Source organism: Devosia sp. A369, from assembly GCF_054489345.1.
This window is the reverse complement of record NZ_JBTMWV010000005.1, coordinates 220,900-241,852: the sequence shown is the minus strand read 5'-3', so window position 1 is coordinate 241,852 and position 20,953 is coordinate 220,900. Positions and strand designations below refer to the sequence as shown.

The following is a 20,953-nucleotide window of genomic DNA, read 5'->3' as shown; positions in this document are numbered from 1 at the left end:
CGGGGCAAGTGGCCATGCTGCCAGGCCCAGCCGCGCCAATCGCCCGCGCAAGGCCTGAAGTTCTGCTATCGACCATGTTCTCACTCCCTTGGTGATCCCGTGACGTCGAATTTCGTATTGACTCGCAAGCGGCGTGCCACCGCGCCGGCGCCCCATCGATTACCTGCACCTTGACGGGTTCGGCAGCGGAAGTGTCAGGGTGAAGGACAGTGTATGCCGCATTGACAGCCATGACTGCTGCCGTCGCAGGCACCGGCGAGGCGGCCGGACAGCTGTCCAATGCTTCCCGGCCGGCTCGGCTATATTTTGGGTTTTTCTGGCCGCCTCATGCCGCAGCGTCGGCAAGCACCATGTCGGCACATTTCTCGCCGATCATCATGCAGGGAATGCTGGTATTGCCCGATACGATAATCGGCATGATGGAAGCATCCGCGACGCGCAGTCCCTTGATGCCATGCACACGCAGCCGCTCGTCGACCACCGATGTCGCGTCCTTGCCCATCTTGCAGGTTCCCGAAAAGTGGAAGGTCGTCGCGCCGGTATTGCGGATATAGTCGATAATCTCGGCGTCGCTCTGCACCTTGGGCCCTGGCAGAAGCTCTTCGGCGATAACGTCCGCCAGCGGAGGCGCGGCCACGATTTCGCGCGCCTTGCGCACCGAGGCCACCGCCACCCGGCGGTCGTTTTCAGTTTCGAGGAACTTGTAGTTGATCGCCGGCGGCGTAAAGGCGTCCGCGGACTGGATATGCACGCTACCCGCGCTCTCGGGCCGCTGGACCTGCGCAAACAGCACAAACCCCTCGACCGGCGACATCGACCTTTTTCCATCCTTGAGATCGACGATGTAGGGATTGCCGATCAGCTGAATATCGGCATCTTCCACGCTGGCATCGGACTTTACGAAGGCTCGCATCGTGCCGATCCCCTGCGAGATGAACCCCTTTCCCAGCAAGGCAAATCGCAGCACCTCACGCGCCAGCCGCCATCCCCGCCCCTGTGCGGCCGCCGAGATGCCAGGCTTGGTGAAGGTCCATTTCAGCGTCGGACCATAGTGATCGCGCAGGTTTTCACCCACCCCGACAAGTTCTTGGACCACCGGAATGCCGTAGCGGGACAGGATTTCAGGATTTCCGATCCCTGACAGCTCGAGCAGCTTGGGAGAATTGATGGCTCCGCAGCTGACAATCACCTCGCGGGTGGCGCGCACCTCCTCGAGCTTGTTGTTCCGCCGGAAACGCACGCCGACGCATCTACCGCCCTCAAGCATGAGCGACTTGGCTTCCGCCCCCGACAGGATCGAAAGGTTTGGCCGCCGCCGCGCCGAGGCGAGATATTGCGTGGCCGTACTCTGGCGGAAACCGCGATGCGATGCCTGCTGGGCCATGGCAACGCCAAACTGGGAACCGCCGCAATAGTCCGGGTTGAGGGGGATGCCCACCGCCTGGGCGGACTTTATGAACAGGTCATAGAAGGGCGTAATCTTGGAGGCCAGCGACACCCCGATAGGGCCGTTGCGGCCGCGAAACTCGTCCGATCCGACCTTGCTGGATTCCAGCTTCTTGAAAAAGGGCAGGACGTCGTCATATCCCCAGCCGGTGCAGCCCATCTGCGCCCATGTATTGTAGTCGCGCTTTTGGCCCCGATTGTAGACCGTGGCGTTGATCGCGCTCGACCCACCCAGAATCTTGCCATGCGCGACATAGATCGGGCGGTTGCCATGGGTTTCATTGGGCTGTGAGTAGTCGCACCAGTTCACCTTAGGATCTTCGATCATGAACGCGCCACCCAGGGGCGACTTGGTCCAGATATGCTTTTCGTCCTTGGTGCCGGCCTCCAGGCAAAGGACGGAATATTTGCCATTCTCACTCAATCTCGCCGCGACCACACCGCCCGCCGATCCTGAGCCCACGACGACATAATCGTAGCTGGTCGTCTGCATCGTTGTATTCCCTCCCAATCCGGTCCAAATCCTGTTCCGCAGCGCTGGTGGCCACGGGCCCTGACCGGCCTGCTATCCGAATATGACGTGGCCAGGCGTGCCCCAAGGGCCGCCCGACACCTGCACAAGCTGCCCTCGCCCCAACCAATGGAGCGCCGCGGCCTCGTTCCCTGCGCTACAGCAAGCGGCGTGCCAACTTGCCCGCCAGGTTGTTCCGACGCAAGGCTTGCCCCGTGTGGCATGCGGATTGCGTCACCATTCTCCAAACAGAGGAACGACGCATGACAGGTGACGAAAAGCCATCCCCCACTCCAACCCTGCCGTATCAGAGTCTCCCCTTGCTGCAGTGTGGCGTATCCTTCGATCTGCTTTCGGGCCTCAGGGTGATAGACATCACGACCTCCGTGGCTGGCCCCTACGCGACCATGCTGCTGTCCGACTTCGGCGCTGAAGTGATCAAGGTGGAGCGCCCCGACGGTGACGACGCGCGCAAATGGGGGCCTCCTTTCCTCGATGGGGAAGCCCTGTGGTTCGCGGCGGTCAACCGGAACAAGAAAAGCGTCGTCATCGATTTACGCAGTCACGAAGGCATGGAAAACCTCAAGCGGCTGATCGCCACCGCCGATGTCTTTGTCACCAATCAGCCGCCCGATGTGCAGCGCAAGCTGGGCCTGGACTACGCGACCTTGCGCGCGCAACGCGAAAACCTTGTCTTCGTTTCGATTTCGGGCTTTGGCCTGTCAGGCCCCCGGGCCGAGCTGACCTCATATGACCTGATCGCCGAGGGCTATTCCGGCGTGATGGATATGACCGGCGCAGAAGACGGGCCGCCCCAGAAAGTGGGGGCACCCGCAGCCGACATGCTCGCCGGACAGGATGCCGCAATGGCCGTGATGGCCTCACTGTTCGACCGCCAGAAGACGGGCAAGGGCCGCAAGATCGACATCAGCCTTGCCGAAAGCATGACCCGCTTCCTCACCTGCCGCATTTCTTCCTATCTGGGTTCGGGAGAATTGCCTCGCCGCTCCGGTGGCACCGACAGCGTGATCGCCATTTACCAATCCTTCGCCACCGCCGACCACCCCATCAATCTGGGACTGGGCTCCGACGCGATCTGGAAGCGCTTCTGGTTGGCAATCGGCGATCCTGATTTCGGGGCGCGGTCCAAATTTGAAACCAATGCCAAGCGGCGTGAACAGCGCGCGGAAATCGTTGCCCATATCGAGAAAATCCTGCGGACCAAGCCACGCGACATCTGGCTGGCCACGTTTGCCGACGCCAGGGTGCCGGCCGGTCCCATCAATCGCATCGACGAGGTCGTCGCCGATCCCGGCTTTACCGAGCGCGGACTGTTCTTCGCCCTCAGCGACGACACCGGACGGGTGGTGCCCCAAACCGGCCTTGGCATCCATATTGACGGCCGTCCCTGCCTGCCGCGCTCCCTGCCGCCTCGGCTGGGCGAACATACCGAGGAAATTCTGGGACGCCTGCTGGACGAAACCCCCAGATAGGTCCAGCCAGGACAGCGGCTGCAGTCGATCGATAGGAAACGGGCGGGCACCAAGGTACCCGCCCGTTTTTTTTCAGACGCGAGCCAGCCCTGCCGAAGCCGGCATGCCGTCCAGAACGACAACCTTGGTCTCGATGTAGGAACGCAGGCCTTCCGCTCCTCCTTCGCGGCCGATGCCCGACTGCTTGAAGCCGCCAAAGGCAACGCTGCCCTCGTTGCGCATCATGTTCTGGCCAACCGTGCCCGAACGGATGTGTCGTGCGACGCTATAGGCGCGCTCGATGTCGTTAGTGAAGACAGAGGCGTTCAGCCCATAATTGCTGTCATTGGCAATCGTCAATGCGTGGTCTTCGCTGTCGGCGGGAATGACTGCCAGCACCGGCCCGAAGATCTCCTCGCGTGCGATGACATGATCGTTGCTGACATCGGCAAAAATCGTCGGCTCGATGAAGAAACCGCGATTGAGGTGCTTGGGACGGCCGCCGCCGGTGGCAAGCCTGGCGCCTTCCTGCCTGCCCTTTTCGATATAGTTTTCCACGCGGTCACGGTGGTGGCGGGTCGCCAGCGGACCCATTTGCGTCGCCTGGTCGAACGGATCGCCGACAATGACCTTCTCGAACTCGCTGGCGAGCGCATCGACCAGCGCATCATGACGCTCGCGCGTCACAATGATACGTGTCAGCGACGCGCAGACCTGGCCGGTGAGAAAGGTTGCGCGGGAGGCAATGGCCTTGGCCGCGGTTTCGATGTCATAGTCATCCATGATGACCGCGGGCGACTTTCCACCCAGCTCAAGGGTGCAGCGCGCAATGCGCTCGCCGCAGATGGCCCCGATGCGCCGGCCGGCTGCCGTCGAGCCGGTAAAGGCGACCTTGTCGACGCCGCCATTGCGCACCAGCAGTTCGGAAACCTCCCGATGCGCGGTGAGGATGTTGACGACACCGGCAGGAAGACCGGCATTCTCGGCCGCCTCGGCCACGATATAGGCCGAACCCGGCGCTTCGGGCGACACTTTGACGATCACGGTGCAGCCCGCGATCATGGCCGGCCCCAGCTTGCTGGCAATGGCGCCCGGCGCCGCGTTCCAGGGCACGATGGCCGCCACGACGCCCACCGGCTCACGCACCAAAAGAGCAACCTCACCACCGGCCAGGGGCTTGTGACGCTCCTGGAACGGGAAAGTGTCCGCCAGATTGGCATAGGACAGATAGTCCTTGGCGATGCTGAGCGCGCGCATCTTGGTGAAGCTGCGCAGCGCGCCGGCTTCCACGGTCCAGAGCACGCCATGCGGTTCGGCCAGCTTCTCGATTTCGTCGGCGAACCGGCGAATATGCCCGGCCCGCTCGGCAGGCGTCATTCGCGGCCAGGGGCCGTTGTCGAAGGCGTCGCGCGCCGCGGCCACGGCCCGGTTCACATCCGCCTCCTTGGCCTCGGCGACCACGAGGAAGCTCTCTTCCGTGCCCGAGTTGAAGACCTCGATCGTCGCGTCCGAGGACGGCTCGACCCATTCGCCACCGATGAAGAATTTGGTGGGGTTTTTGACGATGGATTGATTTTTCAAGCTCAATCTCCTGAGATGGCGCAGCTCATGCGTCGATGAGGTGAGGATGAAAACGTCCCTTCACCAGCCGCTCGACCGTCACGGTTTCGAACACACCGGCTCGGTTCAGCGGCTCGGCGTCGATGAAGCCCTGCGCCTGCTCGCGGCCGGCAACATTGACGATGAACATCGCACCAATGGCATCGGTGCCCTCGTCGTTTTGCAGGCCACCGGCAAACAGGATATGGTTCTCCCGGCTGTCCAGGAAAATACGGTGCTCAGGCAAGGCAGCGGTTCTGATCGCTGCGATATCCTGTTTGTTCCGGCACTTGATAACCCAAAGCATTTGTTGCCTCTCATTCTCTGTTAGAAAAATCTCTGTTGGAAAAATCCGCCCTGGCCTGGGCGGGCCTGGCCGCACGCCAGGCATGCGGAGCTGGGCAGTTCTTCTCCCCGCCCCATGGTCCGACGCCGACAACTCGTCAGCCAGCGCGCTCGTCCTAAAGCGCATCGCGATCTTTCAGATTCGCTCCATGCGCTTTAGCTCCGTGTTTTGTCGCATGGCTTTGTCCCGAAACCGGTTCCCACTTTCGGGAGACATGCTTTAGCGACCTGAGTGCCGAAGAAAATCGGCCGGATAGCGGTCACCCTCGATGGTGAGGGCCGATGTCGCCTCGTCGATCCACTTCAGATCCTGCGGGCTCAATATCACGGACGCCGCAGCGATGTTTTCTTCGAGCCGCCCGAGTTTGCGGGTGCCCGGGATGGGGACGATCCACGGCTTTTGTGCCAGCACCCAGGCCAGGGCGATCTGGGCATGCGAGACGCCCTTTCGCGCGGCCATCGTGCCCACGATGTCGACCAGCCCCTGGTTGGCACGACGTGCTTCGAGCGAGAATCGCGGCACGCTATTGCGGAAATCGGACGCGTCGAATGCAGTCGCCTGGTTGATGGTGCCGGTGAGAAAGCCTTTCCCCAGGGGACTGAACGGCACAAAACCGATGCCGAGCTCTTCGAGCAGCGGCAGGATCTCGCCTTCCGGTTCGCGGGTCCACAGCGAATACTCGCTCTGCAGGGCCGATACCGGCTGCACGGCGTGTGCACGCCGGATGGTCTGCGCGCCTGCCTCGGAAAGGCCGAAATAGCGCACCTTGCCCGCCGCGATCAGCCCCTTCACCGTTCCCGCAACGTCCTCGATGGGCACCTCGGGATCGACCCTGTGCTGGTAGAGCAGATCGATGGTGTCGGTGCGCAGACGCTTCAGCATGCCGTCCACCGCTGCAAGGATGTGCTCGGGCCGGCTGTTGAGACGGTTCGAATTGACGCCTGTGTCAAAATCGATGTCCCAGCCGAACTTGCTGGCGATGACGACCTTGTCGCGCACCGGCGCCAGCGCCTCCCCCACCACTTCCTCATTGGCGAAGGGGCCATAGGATTCGGCCGTGTCGAATAATGTGACGCCACGATCGACCGCCGCGCGGATCAGATCGACAAGCTGCCGCCGGTCGTCGGGCGACATGGTGCGGGCCCCGCCATAGCCCATGCAACCCAGACCGATCGTCGAGACTTCAAGTCCCGATTGGCCAAGTTTTCTCGTGTTCATCGTCCTTACCTCCCTTGCCGGGGCCAACCCTATTGTCCGTCTTCCGAATCCGGCGCCTTGCGGAAACGGGAGAAATCGGGCTTGCGCTTTTCCTTGAAGGCACTGGTGCCCTCCTTCTGCTCGGTCTCCCAGAATTCCTGCGGGACCATCCAGCGGCGCAGGAAATCCGCCTGGCCCAGCAGGTCCTCGAACTCTTCGATGAAGGATGCCTTGAACACCTTGAGGCAGGTTGGCGAGACGCAAAGCAGTTCCTCGCACCAGCGCGCCACCTCCGCATCCAGATCCGCCATCGGCACGACGGCATTGACCAGCCCCCAGTCCAGCATCTGCTCAGCGGAATAGCGCCGGCCGAGCATCCACATCTCGCGCGCCCGCTTGTGGCCCACGATACGGGTGAGATAGCTGACCACCGGCCCGCTTGCCGGGTAGGCAACTCGCGGCTCGCTTTGCCCAAACACGGCATGTTCGGCGGCGATGGTGAAATCGCAGAAATAGGCGAAGTGGTGGCCGCCTCCGATGGCATAGCCATTGACCCGGGCAATCACCGGCTTGGGGCAGCGCGAGATCGTCAGGTAGGGCGGCGTGAAGATGGCGGCGCCCGTGCGGCCCATCTTGCCGGCCTTTTGCCAGGAGACGTCGGCGCCGGCGCAGAACGATTTTTCACCGGCGCCCGTCAGCACGACGACGCCTACCGAATTGTCCTTTCCCGCATCGTCGAATGCCATCTCGATTTCCTGCAGGCTATGCGCAGTGACGGCATTGAGCTGGTCCGGCCGGTTGATGGTGATAGTGGCAACGCCACCACGCTTTTCGTAACGGATGTCGGTGAACTCACTCATGACGCTGCATTCCTCTGCTCATTGGCAACTTATCCGCCCGGCCGCGTCTCGACGCAGATTGTTCCGGCCGCTTCCGCACATTGCTCTCCGGCACCCGGCATTTCATGGAGAAATGCCCGTCACGCCCCAATGGGGCGCGACCATTGGCGGCCGGGCACGGTGCCCTTCTGGCTAGACGCCCCGCAGCGTCTCGATCAGCTTCGTCACGGAGGGCTGCGTCTCGAGTTCCATCACCAGGCTTTCCAGCTCGGCAACGCCCTGCGGCGTCAGCGACTTGCCCGCCAGCCGGCGGTATTTGGCCAGCATCTGGTCCTGCGACATCGGCTTTTGGAAACTGCCCCGGAAATGGTCGGTCACGCGCCGGATGGTCTGGCCATTCTTGAGCAACACTTCCACATCGGCGCCGCGCGCGAAAGGACGCCCCTTTTTCTCGCGTTCCTCGTCGCGCAGAACCTCGACGCGCTTGCACATTTCCAGCACGTCGGGGCGGGCGATATTCTCTTCGACCATCTGGTCGACGAACACTTCCCCTTCGATCAGCTTCATTCCGATGCAGAAGCCCAGATGCATCTGCGCGGCGGTGAGGCCGACAGGTTCGTAGGGCGTCCAATAGGAATGGCGAACCGCGTCTTCCGTCATCCGCACGGTCACGCGATCGACATCCTGTGCCTTGAGCCCCTCCTCCATCAGTTCCTCGATGACGTCGAGCGCCGACAGGTTGGTGCCAACCGTTGCATGCCGCTTTATCGAAATGCGCATGGTTTCCCAGCGCGTACCCAGCCCGTCGGTCAATGCATGAAGATCGAATTCGTCGGCGCTGCCGGTAAAGGTCCGGCAATATCCACCATACTCTTGCTCGAAGACCTCATCGATCCCAGTAAAGCCCTCTGCCGCGAGCAGCGCCGCATAGAGGCCGCTCTGCGAGCCCTTGGCACACAGGACGCGCTTGACCATCGAGCCGAACTGGGTCGCCATCAGCCCCGCAGCCTGGGGACCGGCTATGCCGATCGCATTCTTCATCTGCTGCTTGTCCAGACCCAGCACTATCCCGGCGGCAACCGACGCCGGGAAGGGCGCGAATATGCCAGGCGAATGCCATCCCTTTACCAGCATGCGATTGCCGTTCATGCACAGGCCGATGCGCGGCCCGATTTCAAATCCGGCGATGATCGCGGTCAGCAGGCGCTCGCCATCGATCTTGTCGGCGCCGACATATTCCGCGGCGGCGATGGCCGCAGGCAGCACTGCCGCGCAGGAATGGATAGTCGCCGGGTTTGCGTCATCGAGCTCGTAGCCCTGAACCATCGTGCCGTTGATGAGCGCTGCATTGGTGGCCGAGGCCGTTTCATTGCGCCCCCAGACCGTCGCCGTGCCCCCGGAGGGCTCCAGCCCCGCAACCACCTTGGCCAGGATCTCGGTCCACTTCACATTCGCACCGAACAGTCCGCACCCCAAGCCGTCGAGCAGCACCAGCTTGGCGCGGGCGACCACTTCGGGCGGCACATCGGAGAGCTTGAAGCCGGAAATAAAATCCGCGATCGCTTCGCTATAGGTTAGTGTCGGGCGGGAATGGATCAGCATGGCCTCCTCTTGCGATGCGCGATGCGGGACGACTACAGGATACCCTGACGACAGCGCATGATTTAGGCTCCGTCGCAAGAGCCGTGCCAAAGATATGTTCGCCGCAGCATTTCCGCCAATAACAGCCGGGTGGCCGCAACCGGGGCAAAACGGTTCACCCAACTGTGTCCACCGGACGATCATTACGCCCTGACTGCCCTCGTCGAATACACATTGGCAAGGGCCGCCACCTTCGCCCATCCTGCCCACCCGAGTCGAAAACCCGGGCGCATCCGCAGATCGCACCATGGCATGGCAATTGCGACAGACCCTTAAGCAGTCGCAACCGGCCTTGCCGGATGCGCCAGCCAGCAAACCTGGAAAGCGGCACGACCGCCGACCGATCGAGATAAGCAGTGTCGCCGGGTCGCCGCGACAGATTCAGTTGATAAGGAAGATGCAAATGGCCGATACGGCGCCCGCAAATCCTCGCAGTCCGTTTGAAACCTTTGCCCGGGGAGCCCTCGAGGGCAAGACCGCCTTCGTGACGGGTGGCGGCACCGGGATCGGCTTCGGCATCGCCCGCACGCTCGGACTGCTTGGGGCCAAGGTCTGCATCATCAGCCGCAAGGACGATGTGCTGCAGGCGGCCAGCGAGAAGTTGAGCGCCGAGGGCATCGACAATATTTACGTGCCCACCGATGTGCGGGACTTCACGGCCGTTGCCGAAGCCGTCCAGCAGACGGTCGACCGCCTTGGCTCGCTTGATATCCTCGTCAACTGCGCCGCAGGCCTGTTCCATTCGCCTGCCGAGGAACTGTCCGAAAACGGCTGGAAGGTGCTGATCGACATCAACCTGCATGGCAGCTTTGCCTGCTGCAAGGCGGCCCAGCCTCACCTGGCAAAGGCCCGGGGGGGCGGTCGCATCATCAATATCGTGTCGCCGTTCGCCTGGCAGAGCTGGCCCGGTTCGGTCAACGCGGCAGCCGCCAAAGCCGGCATCATCTCGATGGCCCACACGCTGGCCGTCGAGTGGGGCCGCTACAACATCCTTGTCAACAATGTCGCCCCCGGCCCGATTGGCGGCACCGGCGGTATCAACAAGATGGCGGACAACGAGACGCGCTTTGCCGAAGAACTCGAGCGCACCTCGCTGGGGCGGCTGGGCGAGATCGCCGACATTGCCGAGGCCGTTGCCTTCCTCGCTTCGCCCGCCGGATCGTTTATCACCGGCGCCGACCTGCTCGTTGATGGCGGCCGCCAATACAACGTCGTTCCCTCCAAGCTGCGGCATCTGCGGGCGCTATAGCGCCCGCCACACACCTCAGGGTGCGTCTACACCGGGCTTGAAGTGCAGCTCGTCGCGTGGCGGCACATTGTGGTGCTCGATCAGGCGACGAACTTTGGGCGCTTCCGCCTGCCGGTGCAGGCGGAGCAGGGAATCGGAAACCTCGGCGTCAGCCCTTGTCCGGCGCTGATTGTGCCGTACATACTCCACCCAGGTCGCAACGTGATAGGTTTCCGTCCACAATTGGGGATTTTCCAGGTCCCGCAGGAGCGTCCACTGCCGGGCGCCATCGCGCAGGCGAATATGCCGACGCTGGGTCATTACGGACAGGAATGCCGGCACGTCCTGCCGGGTGATGATATACTCGACCATCACCATGATGGGGCCGGCCCGGGGCTGTAGCGCCAGCGGCAAGTCGGGCTCCCGGAACCGGTCGAGCGGTGACAGGTCAAAGCTCGAAAAGGCAGGGATCGCCAGGCGCAGCCCGGCGATGGCACAGACCAGCAGCAGGGCCGCCGCGCCGATCAGGGTCGCGGTGGGGCCGTAATTATTGGCCACCCCGCCCCAGGCCCAGCTGCCCAATGCCATGCCGCCGAAGGCGGCTGTCTGGTAGCAGGCCATGACACGCCCCACCACCCAGCGCGGCGTGAAGAGCTGGATGACGCCGTTGAACATCGACATCAGCGCCACCCAGCTGGCCCCGATCGGGAGCAGCATGAGGCAGCTCACAGCGGCATTGCCGCTGAACGCCAGGCCCACGAAGGCCAGGGCGATGATCAGACAGCCCGTGCGCACGATCGCTTCATTGCTGAACCGGGCGCGCAGCCTGACATTGAGTACCGCTCCCGCCGCACCGCCCAATCCGAAGCATCCCAGCAGGGCGCCGTAGGTCATCGGTCCGCCTGCCAGCATCTGGCTGGCGATGAGCGGCAGCAGCGCCAGCACCGCAATCGCAGAAAATCCGAACAGGAAGGCGCGCAGCATCACGGTAAGGATGTTGGACGACATCAGCACATAACGCAGGCCGGCCCTGATGGCGGTGGGCAGGGTCTCGCGCGGCAAGGCTCGCACCGGATAATTGGGCTTCCAGCGCAGCAGCGCGACGATCATGGGTATGTAGCAAAGCGCGGTGATGAGGAACAGGACGGTGGAGCCGACGTAAACCAGCACGAAGCCCCCCACCGCCGGGCCGATGGTCCGCATCAGGTTGAAGCTCATGGCATTGAGCGTGACGGCGCCCGGAATTTCCCGCCGTTGCAGCACGTCGCCGATCGAGGCCTGCCAGGATGGATAATGCAGGGCGGTGCCGCTGCCCGTGACAAAGGTGAACACCAGCAGCAGCCAGGGCGTCACCAGGCCCAATTGCGCCGATACGGCCAGCGCACCGGCGGATACCAGCATCAGGAACTGGGCCGACAGAAGGATCATGCGGCGGTTGTAATTGTCGGCAAGAGCACCCGCCCCCAACGACAGCAACATGATGGGCAGGGTGGTGGCGGTCTGCACCAGCGCTATCATCTCGGCCGATGTGGTGAGCGTGGTCATGACCCAGCCCGCCGCGACCGCCTGCATCAACCCGCCCAGATTTGCCACCAGCATGGTCAGCCACAACAGGCGGAAGTCGAGATTTTTAAGCGGGGAGAAGGTCGAGAGCGGCCGCAGATCGTCTGTCAACATGAGCAAACCTAATCACGATGCCGGGCCGGCCGAAATCGTGCCCAAAAAATCGACCGCCGCAATGCCCTTTCCCTGCGGGCGCACGAGAACCGGGTTGATTTCGGCCTCCGCCAGCTCGGGCATGGACAGCATTATGTTGCCGAATTTCACCGTTGCCCTGATCAGGGCCTCCACATCGGTGCGCGGCGCGCCGCGGAATCCCTGCAGCAGCGTCCAGACCTTGAGCCTTTTAAGAGCGGTCTCAACCTGGGCAGCGGTCACCGGCAACGCCAGATAGGTCAGATCCCGATAAAGCTCGATGGCGATGCCACCCGAGCCGATGGAAAGCACCGGCCCGAAATCGGTATTGCGCAGGCAGGACAGGACGACCTCGACCCCGTCGGTAATCATCTCCTGGACGAGAACATCCATGTCCGGCTTGCCAGTGATCTGGCGGAAGGCGGCGGCATGGGCATCCACCTCCTCGGGCGTCCGCACACGCAGCTTGACTAGCCCCATCTCGGTCTTGTGCTCGGCTTCGGACGGCAGCACCTTGACCACGAGCGGCCAGCTCAGATGCGCACAGGCCTGGGCGGCTTTTTCGCCGGGACGAAGCACCACCCATTGCGCCGGCGTCACCTCCGCATCCATGAGCAAGGACATAGTGTCCTCCCAGGAGACAGGCGCGCGCCTTGTCGTTTCGTCGGGTGAGCGTTTCGCGACGGTGATCGAGGACCAACCCTGCCGATCATAGGCCCAGCGCAGGGCCCGCATGGTATTGTAAGGGTCCTCGGAGACCAGAACGCCCGCCTGCTGGAAATCCGCCCTGGTCTGGGCATCCACCGTGTCGCTGGCAAACGAGACAATGACCGGCAGCCCGTATCGGCGCGCGCAATCCTTGAAAACCTCGGCATTGTCGGCAAGGTCGCGGCGACCGCTCGAGGCGAATTGCACCACGATCGCTTCGGTGCGCGGGTCGCTCGCGACCACGGCCAGGGAATCCCCGAACAAATTGGGCACGCTGCGCACCTGACCCGTCAGGTCGATCGGGTTCACCTTGCGCGCAAATTCTGGAAGAATAACGTCGAGCCTGGCAATCGTATCGTCGCCGAATACCGCCATGGGCAGTTCGAACTCTTCGCAGTGATCGGCGAGCAGAGCCCCCGCGCCGCCCGAGGAACTCAGAATGGCGATCCCGCCCTGCGGGTCCTTCGACGGACGGGGATCGGGCAGCACCGCCAGCGCTTCGATTGCCGCCAGCGCTTCCGACAGGCTTTCCACGGCAACGACGCCTGCCTGCGCGAGCACGTCGCGATAAATGGCATAGGGCGAGGCGATCTTGCCCGTATGGGAGGCGGTGGCTTCCTGGCCGAATGTCGAGCGCCCCGCCTTGAGCGCCACGATCTGTATGCCGCGCGCGCGGCCACGCTCGGCCAGCGGCAGCAGCCGCCACGCATCCTTGAGGCCTTCGAGATAAAGGCCGACGACCCGGACGTCATCCTGTTCGATCAACCAGGCGAGCACGTCGAGCGCATCGAGCAGGCTCTCATTGCCCACACTGACGATATATGAACAGCCCAACCCATTGCGCTGCAGTTGGCTGCCGAACGCGCCCGACAGGGCGCCGCTCTGGCTGATGATCGCGACCGGAGCGTGCTTGAGCGACTCCAGCGCCATTGCCGCGCCGCCGAACGAGAAGACCGAATTGGCCTTGAGGGACCAGATGCCCTGGCAATTGGGGCCCAGCACCGTGACATTATGCTCCCTGGCCGCTGCGACAAGGCGCTGCGCCACGTCCTTCCCGGACTCGATTTCCTCGAAGCCGGAACTGAACACGATGGCGGCGGCAATGCCCTTCTGGCCGCATTCGGCGATGATGCCCGGAACGGTCGAGGCCGGGGTAATGATCAGCGCCAGATCGGGCGTTTCAGGAAGGTCGGCGACGCTCTTATAGGCCTTGAAGCCTTCGATCTCCTCATGGCTTGGCGTGACCGGGAAAATCGTCCCCGCAAAACCATGCTTGAGCAGCACCTGCACCAATTGGTTGCGCGCCGTGCCCCGCTGCGGCGATGCCCCCACGATGGCCACGCTGCGGGCGCGGAAAATCCTGTCGAGGGCTGCGCCCGGCGCGGTCATTGTTGCTGCATTGTCCATAAAGATAAGTCCTGTCATCGCCCGTCCTGCGCACCGCCTGCAACCGGCAACCAGAGAGCCGAGGCCGCATGACCGGTAGCGCACGCGTCATCCAGCCGACACGCAAACACCATGCCACTCGCTGCCCTGCGCCGGCACGACCGCCACCGCCGCAAGTTATCGACAATGCGATCGGGACGGGCGACATTGTTTTGGTGCTGGCACGGCAATTGCGTAGTCGGTCTTATCATTTTGGAGCGCGCAATCCTCCGGCGACTCCTGCGTCTCAATCAACAACAATGGGGAACATGTGAACGATGACCTACAAAGAAATCATCTATGCCGAAGACGGCCCGATCGGAACCATCACGCTCAACCGACCTGACAACGGCAACATGTTCACCGAAACCATGTGCCACGAGATTCGCGACTGCATCGATGCCATCCGGCGCGAAACGCGCACCCGGGTCATCGTCCTGACCGGCGCCGGCGATCGCTTTTTCTGCCTGGGCGGCCAGAAGGACGGCATGGAGAAGACCAAGCTCTATGCCGGCGTCCTGCCCGTGCTCGACATGTACGAAGCCATCGACCGGCTGCAGAAGCCGGTGATCGCGAGCGTCAACGGCATGGCGGTCGGGGGCGGCAACGTACTCCAGGTGGTCTGCGATCTGACCATCGCCAAGGAAAGTGCCATATTCCGCCAGGTCGGCCCCATGGTGGGCTCCTTCGATGGCGGCTATGGCACCTGGTATCTCGAGGATCTGGTGGGCAAGAAGCGCGCAAAGGAGATGTGGTATCTCAACCCCAAGATTTCCGCGGCCGAAGCCAGGGAAATGGGCCTGATCAACCGCGTTGTTCCCGACGATCACCTGGCCGCCAGGACACGCGAATTCGCGCTGGAAATCGCCGACCGCGGCGCCTTTGCGCTGGCCTCGATCAAGGGCGCGTTCCTGGCCCGCCACGGCGGCGTTTCCGGCCTGTCGCGCGTCACCCACGACCTGCTGCTCAGCCAGTATCTTGGCACCTCGGAGGCCACCGAAATGTCGGAGAGCTTCAAGGAACGCCGAAAGCCAGATCCGTCCAAATTCGGCCAGTAAGCGAGACCCTGCGATGAAGCCGTTTCTAACCCTTCATGATCCTGGTGCCGCCCGGTCGTATTACGACGAAGGGCTGTGGACCGATGACACGTTCTATTCACTGCTGGCCGAACATACCGCAAGGACGCCGTCCGCCATCGCGGTGCGGGACGGACGCATGACGCTCGACTGGCTCAGCCTGAAAGCGCGCGTCGATGCGATGGCGGACAGTCTTCTCAACGACGACATCGGCGCCGGCGACCGCATCTCGATCTGGATGTCGAACCGGGTGGAGGCGATCATCGCCTTTCTGGCCTGCTCGCGCGAAGGGATCGCCTGTAACCCCTCGCTGCACCGCTCTTATACCTGCGGCGAGATCGTCGAACTGCTGACCGAACTCGGCTCCAAGGCTCTGGTGACAGAGGCCGGCTGGGGCGCCGACCGCGCGCACAAGGATTTCGACGCCATGCTGGCGCGGCTTCCCTTCCTGCGCAAGGTCTACATGCCCCAGCAGTTCCCCCTGCGCATCATCGAAGTGGACCGGGTACCGCACCGCAATCCGGACAGTATCGCCTATCTGGCCTTCACTTCTGGCACGACGGGCAAGTCCAAATGCGTCATGCATTCGAGCAATACGCTATTGGCCAATGCGCGCGATCTGGCGCGGGACTGGAAACTGCATCGCGGCACCGTGATCCTGTCGCTGAGCCCGCTTTCCCACCACATTGCCTGGGTGGCCGTTGCCCAATGGCTGGTCTGTGGCGGCCAGATGGTGACCGATGATCCCCAAGCCGGCACGTCCCGCCTGGACTGGATCGTAGAGACCGGTGCCACCTATGTGCTCGGCGTGCCGACACATGCCATGGACATTCTTGCCGAGCAGAAGGCGCGCGGCATGGACCGCATAGGAAAGGTCGAAATTTTCTACATGGCCGGGGCGCCGATCCCCGAAGTGGTGGCCAGGGCCTTTGTCGACCAGGGCATCGCGCCCCAGAACATCTACGGCATGACCGAGTGCTCGTCCCATCAATATACCCATCCCGACGACCCCAAGGATGTGTGGATTTCCACCTGCGGCCGGGGCGGGTTGGCCTATTCGGTCAAGATCTGGGATCCCGAAGACCTCGACCGCGAACTGCCCCAGGGGCAGTCGGGTGAAATCGGCGGCCGCGGCGCGGCCATGATGCTGGGCTATTTCGCCGACCAGGCCGCCACCGAAAAGACGTTCAACCGGCACGGCTATCTCATGTCGGGCGACCTCGGCTCCTTCGATCGGAGCGACAATCTGCGCATCGAGGGGCGCCTCAAGGACCTCATCATCCGTGGTGGCCACAATATTCACCCCGCTCGCATAGAGTCGCTGGCGCTCACCCATCCCGCCGTCGCCAAGGCGGCCGCCTTTGGCGTTCCTGACGAGCGTCTGGGTGAAAAAGTCTGCCTCGCCATCATCGGCAAGGTCACCTCGACCGACATGCTCAAGCATCTCGCAGCCGAGAACCTGTCGAAATTCGACATGCCGGAATGGTTCATTTCCGTGACCGAACTGCCCCTGACCGCCAGTGGCAAGATTCTCAAGCGCGAATTGGTGGCGATGGTCAAGCGCGGCGAACTTGCGCCCGAGCCCGTCCGTTACGTCGCGGGAAAGGCCTGAGCGATGTCTATTGATCTGCAGCGCAACGGGCATTGCGCGGTTCTGACCCTCAACCGGCCCGAGGCACTCAACGCGCTGTCGTTTTCCATTCTGCATGAAATCGGGGCGGCCCTTGATCAGGTCGCCACCATGGACGGCATCCGCGCCTTGCTGATCACCGGGGCAGGCGAAAAGGCATTCTGCGCCGGCGCGGACATCAAGGAACTTCGCAATCGCTCGCTTGTCGACCAGAAGCGCGGCGCTGAACTGGGCCAATCGGTTTTTGCCCGGCTCGATACCCTCCCGGTCGCCTCGATTGCCTTGGTCAACGGCTACGCCTTTGGCGGCGGCGCCGAACTTGCTCTGGCCTCCACCTTCCGCCTCGCCACACCAAATGCCGTCTTTGGCCTCCCCGAGATCAAGCTGGGGCTGATCCCGGGCTATGGCGGGACGCAGCGCCTGCCACGGCTGATTGGCGAAGGGCGAGCGCTGGAAATCATCATGACCGGCAGGAACGTCAGGGCCGACGAGGCCGAGCGGATCGGGCTCGTCAACGCCATCGCCCAGGGCGATTTGCTGCAGGCCGGCCTCGATTTTGCCGGACGGTTCACAGGCTACAGCCTGCCCGCCCTCGAATTTGCCAGACGCGCCATCCAGCGCAGCGGCGATGTTTCCCTTGTCGAGGGACTGCGCATCGAGGCCGACCTGTCCACGCTCGCCTACCGCATGGGCGATGCCGAGGAGGGCATGGCTGCGTTCGAAGAAAAGAGAAAACCGGATTTCAAAGATGCCTGAAGGTCAGATCATCGTCACCGGAGCGTCCAAAGGTATTGGCGCGGCCATTGCGGCCGAATTGAACGCGCGTGACCTCCGCGTGGTCAGCCTGTCGCGATCCGGCATTGCCGCTGTCGGCCATGGCATGGCCTGTGACATGACCGACGAGAACGCCGTGCGGCAGACCTTTGCCGAAATTGCGGCGCGCGGACCGGTCATCGGGCTGGTCAACAATGCCGGCGTGCATATCGGCAGCCCCATTGCCCGGCTGACAACCGAAAGCTTCAACCAGACCATGGCGCTCAATGCAACGGCAGTCATGGTCGCCGCCCGCGAAGCCTACCCCCACCTCAAGCAGAATGGCGGCACGATCGTCAATATTGGCTCGTTCTTCGACAAGCTGGGCGTGCCCGACAATCTGGCCTACTGCGCCTCCAAGGCTGCGGTGGCCGCCATGACGCGCTGCATGGCCGTCGAGTGGGCGCGGGACGGCATCCGCGCGATGAATCTGGCGCCTGGCTACATCGAGACCGACCTCAATCGCGACTATCTCTCCCGCGACAAGGTCAAGGCCTGGATGGCGCAGCGTATTCCCGTTGGCGGACCGGGCCAGGCCTCTGACGTTGCCCGGCTGGTGGCGTCGATCTTTTCGGAAAATATCGGCTTCCTTACCGGCGAGACGATCTACATCGACGGCGGACAAGGGATGAACCACTGATGAAATTGCTCGAAGCGGTGGCCCAGGCCAGAAACTGGAACGAAGACGAGCGTGCGGTCCTCGATCAGGTCCAGCGCATGACCGACGAGGTCATCGCGCCGAACGCGGCCCATGTCGATGAGACGGGCGAGTTCCCATGGGCCAATGTCGAGGCCATCAACGCGCTCGGCCTCAACACCATGTTCATTCCCGAAGAATTCGGCGGCATGCTCATGTCATACCGCCTCTATCTGGAGATCGTGTCCATCATCGCCGAGGCCTGCGCCTCCACCGGCATCATCTATGCCACCAATTATCACGGCATGAAGCCGCTCATCGATTTCGGCACCGATGAGCAGCGTGCCCGCCTGCTGCCCCGCATCGCCGAAGGCGGACTGGGCGCCCTTGCCATCACCGAACCCAATGCCGGGTCCGACGCCACCGGCATGGCGACGACCTTCACCCCCGAGGGTGACGACATCATCGTCAAGGGGTCCAAGATTTTCATCTCCAACGGGGATGTTGCCGATCTCTATCTGGTGTTCGGCAAGTGGTCGGAAATAGACAATCCCAGGCAGTCGATTTCCGCCCTCATCCTTGAAAAGGGCGCGGCTGGGTTCAGCGTCATCTCCAAGGAAAAGAAGATGGGGCATAACGGGTCCTCGACCTGCGCCCTGTCCTTCGACAATGTGCGGGTTCCCCGCGCGAACCTGATCGGCAAGCCCGGCGAAGGCCTGAGCATCCTTTTGGCCTCGCTCAACAAGTCGCGCCCCTCCGTGGCCGCCCACGCGCGCGGCATCGCCCGCGCCGCGTTCAAGGACATGGTGGCCTATGGCAACGAGCGCGTGCAGGGCGGCAAGCGCGTTCTCGACTACCAGGGCAACCAGTTCACGCTCGCCGACCTGGCCTGCGAACTGCTGATGCTCGAACGCTGGCTCGACTATGTGGCCGAACTCGTCGATGGCGGCAGCACCGATTTTGGCATGGAGGCCTCCGTCGCCAAGCTGCGGGCCACCGATCTGGCCATGAAGATGACCACCGAATGCGTCCAGTTCCATGGCGGATATGGCTATTGCCGTGACTATCGCGCCGAACGCCTGATGCGCGACGCCAAGATCACCCAGATCTGGGAAGGGACCAACCAGATCCATCGCCAGTTGATTGGCCGGAGCTTCAGACAGAAATGAGCGAAATCAGGAAAGTCGCGATCTGCGGTGCCGGCGGCACCATGGGCGCGGGCATCGCCTTGGTGGCCGCGCGCGCCGGCTTCGAAACAATCTGCTTCGACATGTCGGCCCAGGGTCTGGCGCAGTCGCGCCAGGCCGCCGTCAGCTTCTTTGGCAAGTCTGTAGAGCGCGGCCGCATGACTCAGGAGGAATGCGGCCGCGCTCTGGCCCGCCTCAGGGACACCACCGATCTTGCCGACCTCGCCGATTGCGACCTCGTCATCGAAGCCATCTTCGAGAAGCTGGAGGTCAAGCAGGAACTGTTCGGCAAGCTGAACGGCATCTGCAAGCAAAGCACCATCTTTGCCTCCAATACCTCGACGCTTTCGATCACCCAGATCGCCAGCGGCTGCGGGCGCGAGGACAGGGTCGTGGGCATGCATTTCTGCCTGCCGGCGCAACTGATGAAGCTGGTCGAAATGTCCCGGGGCATCAACACCTCCGAAGCGACCTTCGCGGCCAGCTGGGCCTGGACGGAATCGGCCGGCCAGCTTCCGGTCGAGACGCAGGACAAACCGGGCTTCATCCTCAACGCCTTGCTGGTTCCCTTCAACAATGACGTGATCCGCGCCGTCGAGGCCGGTCTGGCAACCCCCGAAGACATCGACATCGCGATCCGCTCGGCGCTCGGCTACAAGATGGGGCCTTGCACCTTGCTGGACCTGATCGGGCTGGATACCCAGATCAGGCTGGGCGAGGCGTTCTATCCGATCACGCTCGATCGACGGGCCTCGGTGCCTCCCCTGCTGCGCCGCATGGTGGCGGCCGGCAGGCTGGGCAACAAGTCGGGACGCGGCCTGCTGACCGGCAGCGAAAGCCGCAAGGCGACCTCCGCGCCGCAATTCTCGATTCTGCGGGCGGCCGAAAGCCGTTCCTTCCCGAAAGGCGACGCCTTCCCCGAAGGCGCCGCAAAAAAGGACGCAGCCGTAACCATTCACCTGGGCGGCGGCTATGTCCCCGATTCGTCCAGAACGGCGATCCTCGTCGAACTCGATACGGAATGCCTGGGTGTGCATACCGGCGAAGACATGGGGCGCGAAGGCTCCAACGCGGTGGGTTTTGCCCGTTACCGCAATGGCGACGATGCCCCCTCCAACCTCATCGAGCTGGTGCGCCAGCCCAACACGCAGGCCGAGGCGCTCGCCGCGGCCCGCGCCATCTTCGAGGTCGCCGGCTTCGATGTGGTCGTGTGCTCGGACCAGGCCGGCCGCATCGTCGACCGCCTGGTTCGCCCGAAATACAACGACGCGCTGCGTTTCCTCGACGAGGGACTGGCCAGCGCCATCGATATGGACAAGACCTGTCGCATGGGCCTGGGCTACCCCGATGGCCCCATCGAGCGCGTCGTCCGGGGGGGACTGGCGCGGCACCACGACGTAACGAGGGCAATCTACGACATGACCGGCCAGCCGGGCTACGCGCCGGCGCGGCGTGCCGTCGTCGCCAAGGGCCGTCAGGGCTGATCTGGCGGACCGGGGCATC

16 protein-coding genes are annotated in these 20,953 nt (G+C 63.1%); 8 read left to right on the top strand and 8 right to left on the bottom strand.

What is annotated here, in order from left to right:
• Nucleotides 1–325: 325 nt before the first annotated feature.
• The gene (locus ACX3OZ_RS09335; RefSeq protein WP_459104358.1) at nt 326–1,939 is read right to left on the bottom strand and encodes a GMC family oxidoreductase; all 1,614 of its coding nucleotides are present in this window, start codon (nt 1,937–1,939) and stop codon (nt 326–328) included.
• Between the two features lie 281 nt (nt 1,940–2,220).
• Between ACX3OZ_RS09335 and ACX3OZ_RS09330 the strand changes: the two genes are divergently transcribed.
• On the top strand, nt 2,221–3,450 hold the full coding sequence (locus tag ACX3OZ_RS09330) for a CaiB/BaiF CoA transferase family protein (RefSeq protein ID WP_459104357.1): 1,230 nt from the start codon (nt 2,221–2,223) through the stop codon (nt 3,448–3,450).
• 72 nt (nt 3,451–3,522) lie between these two features.
• On the opposite strand, the gene ACX3OZ_RS09325 is transcribed toward ACX3OZ_RS09330, so the two are convergent.
• The 5 genes from ACX3OZ_RS09325 to ACX3OZ_RS09305 all read right to left on the bottom strand — a co-directional run bounded on the left by ACX3OZ_RS09325 (nt 3,523) and on the right by ACX3OZ_RS09305 (nt 9,012).
• A complete protein-coding gene (locus ACX3OZ_RS09325) occupies nt 3,523–5,010 on the bottom strand; it encodes an aldehyde dehydrogenase (RefSeq protein WP_459104356.1) in 1,488 nt (495 codons plus the stop codon).
• A 25-nt stretch (nt 5,011–5,035) separates the two neighbouring features.
• Nucleotides 5,036–5,335 carry a YciI family protein gene (locus tag ACX3OZ_RS09320; protein ID WP_459104355.1) on the bottom strand — a complete coding sequence of 100 codons (300 nt, stop codon included), beginning with the start codon at nt 5,333–5,335 and terminating at the stop codon, nt 5,036–5,038.
• Between the two features lie 258 nt (nt 5,336–5,593).
• Nucleotides 5,594–6,592: an aldo/keto reductase gene (locus ACX3OZ_RS09315; protein WP_459104354.1), complete on the bottom strand. Its 999-nt coding sequence runs from the start codon at nt 6,590–6,592 to the stop codon at nt 5,594–5,596.
• Between the two features lie 29 nt (nt 6,593–6,621).
• Nucleotides 6,622–7,431, bottom strand: a complete 810-nt coding sequence (locus ACX3OZ_RS09310; protein ID WP_459104353.1) for an enoyl-CoA hydratase-related protein — start codon at nt 7,429–7,431, stop codon at nt 6,622–6,624.
• A 171-nt stretch (nt 7,432–7,602) separates the two neighbouring features.
• Nucleotides 7,603–9,012: an MmgE/PrpD family protein gene (locus tag ACX3OZ_RS09305; RefSeq protein WP_459104352.1), complete on the bottom strand. Its 1,410-nt coding sequence runs from the start codon at nt 9,010–9,012 to the stop codon at nt 7,603–7,605.
• A 442-nt stretch (nt 9,013–9,454) separates the two neighbouring features.
• Between ACX3OZ_RS09305 and ACX3OZ_RS09300 the strand changes: the two genes are divergently transcribed.
• Entirely contained in the window at nt 9,455–10,300 is an 846-nt protein-coding gene (locus ACX3OZ_RS09300) for an SDR family oxidoreductase (RefSeq protein ID WP_459104351.1), read from the top strand.
• A 15-nt stretch (nt 10,301–10,315) separates the two neighbouring features.
• Here ACX3OZ_RS09300 and ACX3OZ_RS09295 read toward each other — a convergent pair whose 3' ends face one another.
• Nucleotides 10,316–11,956 carry an MFS transporter gene (locus ACX3OZ_RS09295; RefSeq protein ID WP_459104350.1) on the bottom strand — a complete coding sequence of 547 codons (1,641 nt, stop codon included), beginning with the start codon at nt 11,954–11,956 and terminating at the stop codon, nt 10,316–10,318.
• A gap of 12 nt (nt 11,957–11,968) precedes the next feature.
• Nucleotides 11,969–14,107 (bottom strand): acetate--CoA ligase family protein, encoded by a 2,139-nt coding sequence (locus ACX3OZ_RS09290; protein WP_459104349.1) that lies wholly within the window; start codon nt 14,105–14,107, stop codon nt 11,969–11,971.
• A gap of 278 nt (nt 14,108–14,385) precedes the next feature.
• Between ACX3OZ_RS09290 and ACX3OZ_RS09285 the strand changes: the two genes are divergently transcribed.
• From ACX3OZ_RS09285 to ACX3OZ_RS09260, 6 genes are read left to right on the top strand one after another with little or no spacing between them, the layout of a single operon-like run.
• Nucleotides 14,386–15,165, top strand: a complete 780-nt coding sequence (locus tag ACX3OZ_RS09285; RefSeq protein ID WP_459104348.1) for an enoyl-CoA hydratase-related protein — start codon at nt 14,386–14,388, stop codon at nt 15,163–15,165.
• Nucleotides 15,166–15,178: 13 nt separating this feature from the next.
• The gene (locus ACX3OZ_RS09280; RefSeq protein ID WP_459104347.1) at nt 15,179–16,795 is read left to right on the top strand and encodes a class I adenylate-forming enzyme family protein; all 1,617 of its coding nucleotides are present in this window, start codon (nt 15,179–15,181) and stop codon (nt 16,793–16,795) included.
• A gap of 3 nt (nt 16,796–16,798) precedes the next feature.
• The gene (locus tag ACX3OZ_RS09275; RefSeq protein ID WP_459104346.1) at nt 16,799–17,569 is read left to right on the top strand and encodes an enoyl-CoA hydratase/isomerase family protein; all 771 of its coding nucleotides are present in this window, start codon (nt 16,799–16,801) and stop codon (nt 17,567–17,569) included.
• Nucleotides 17,562–18,266, top strand: a complete 705-nt coding sequence (locus ACX3OZ_RS09270; RefSeq protein WP_459104345.1) for an SDR family NAD(P)-dependent oxidoreductase — start codon at nt 17,562–17,564, stop codon at nt 18,264–18,266. Before ACX3OZ_RS09275 ends, ACX3OZ_RS09270 begins: the two co-directional genes overlap by 8 nt.
• Entirely contained in the window at nt 18,266–19,432 is a 1,167-nt protein-coding gene (locus ACX3OZ_RS09265) for an acyl-CoA dehydrogenase family protein (RefSeq protein ID WP_459104344.1), read from the top strand. Before ACX3OZ_RS09270 ends, ACX3OZ_RS09265 begins: the two co-directional genes overlap by 1 nt.
• Complete coding sequence (locus tag ACX3OZ_RS09260) at nt 19,429–20,934, top strand: 3-hydroxyacyl-CoA dehydrogenase NAD-binding domain-containing protein (protein WP_459104343.1); 1,506 nt, start codon at nt 19,429–19,431, stop codon at nt 20,932–20,934. The genes ACX3OZ_RS09265 and ACX3OZ_RS09260 overlap by 4 nt, the downstream gene beginning before the upstream one ends.
• The last annotated feature ends 19 nt before the right edge of the window (nt 20,935–20,953 follow it).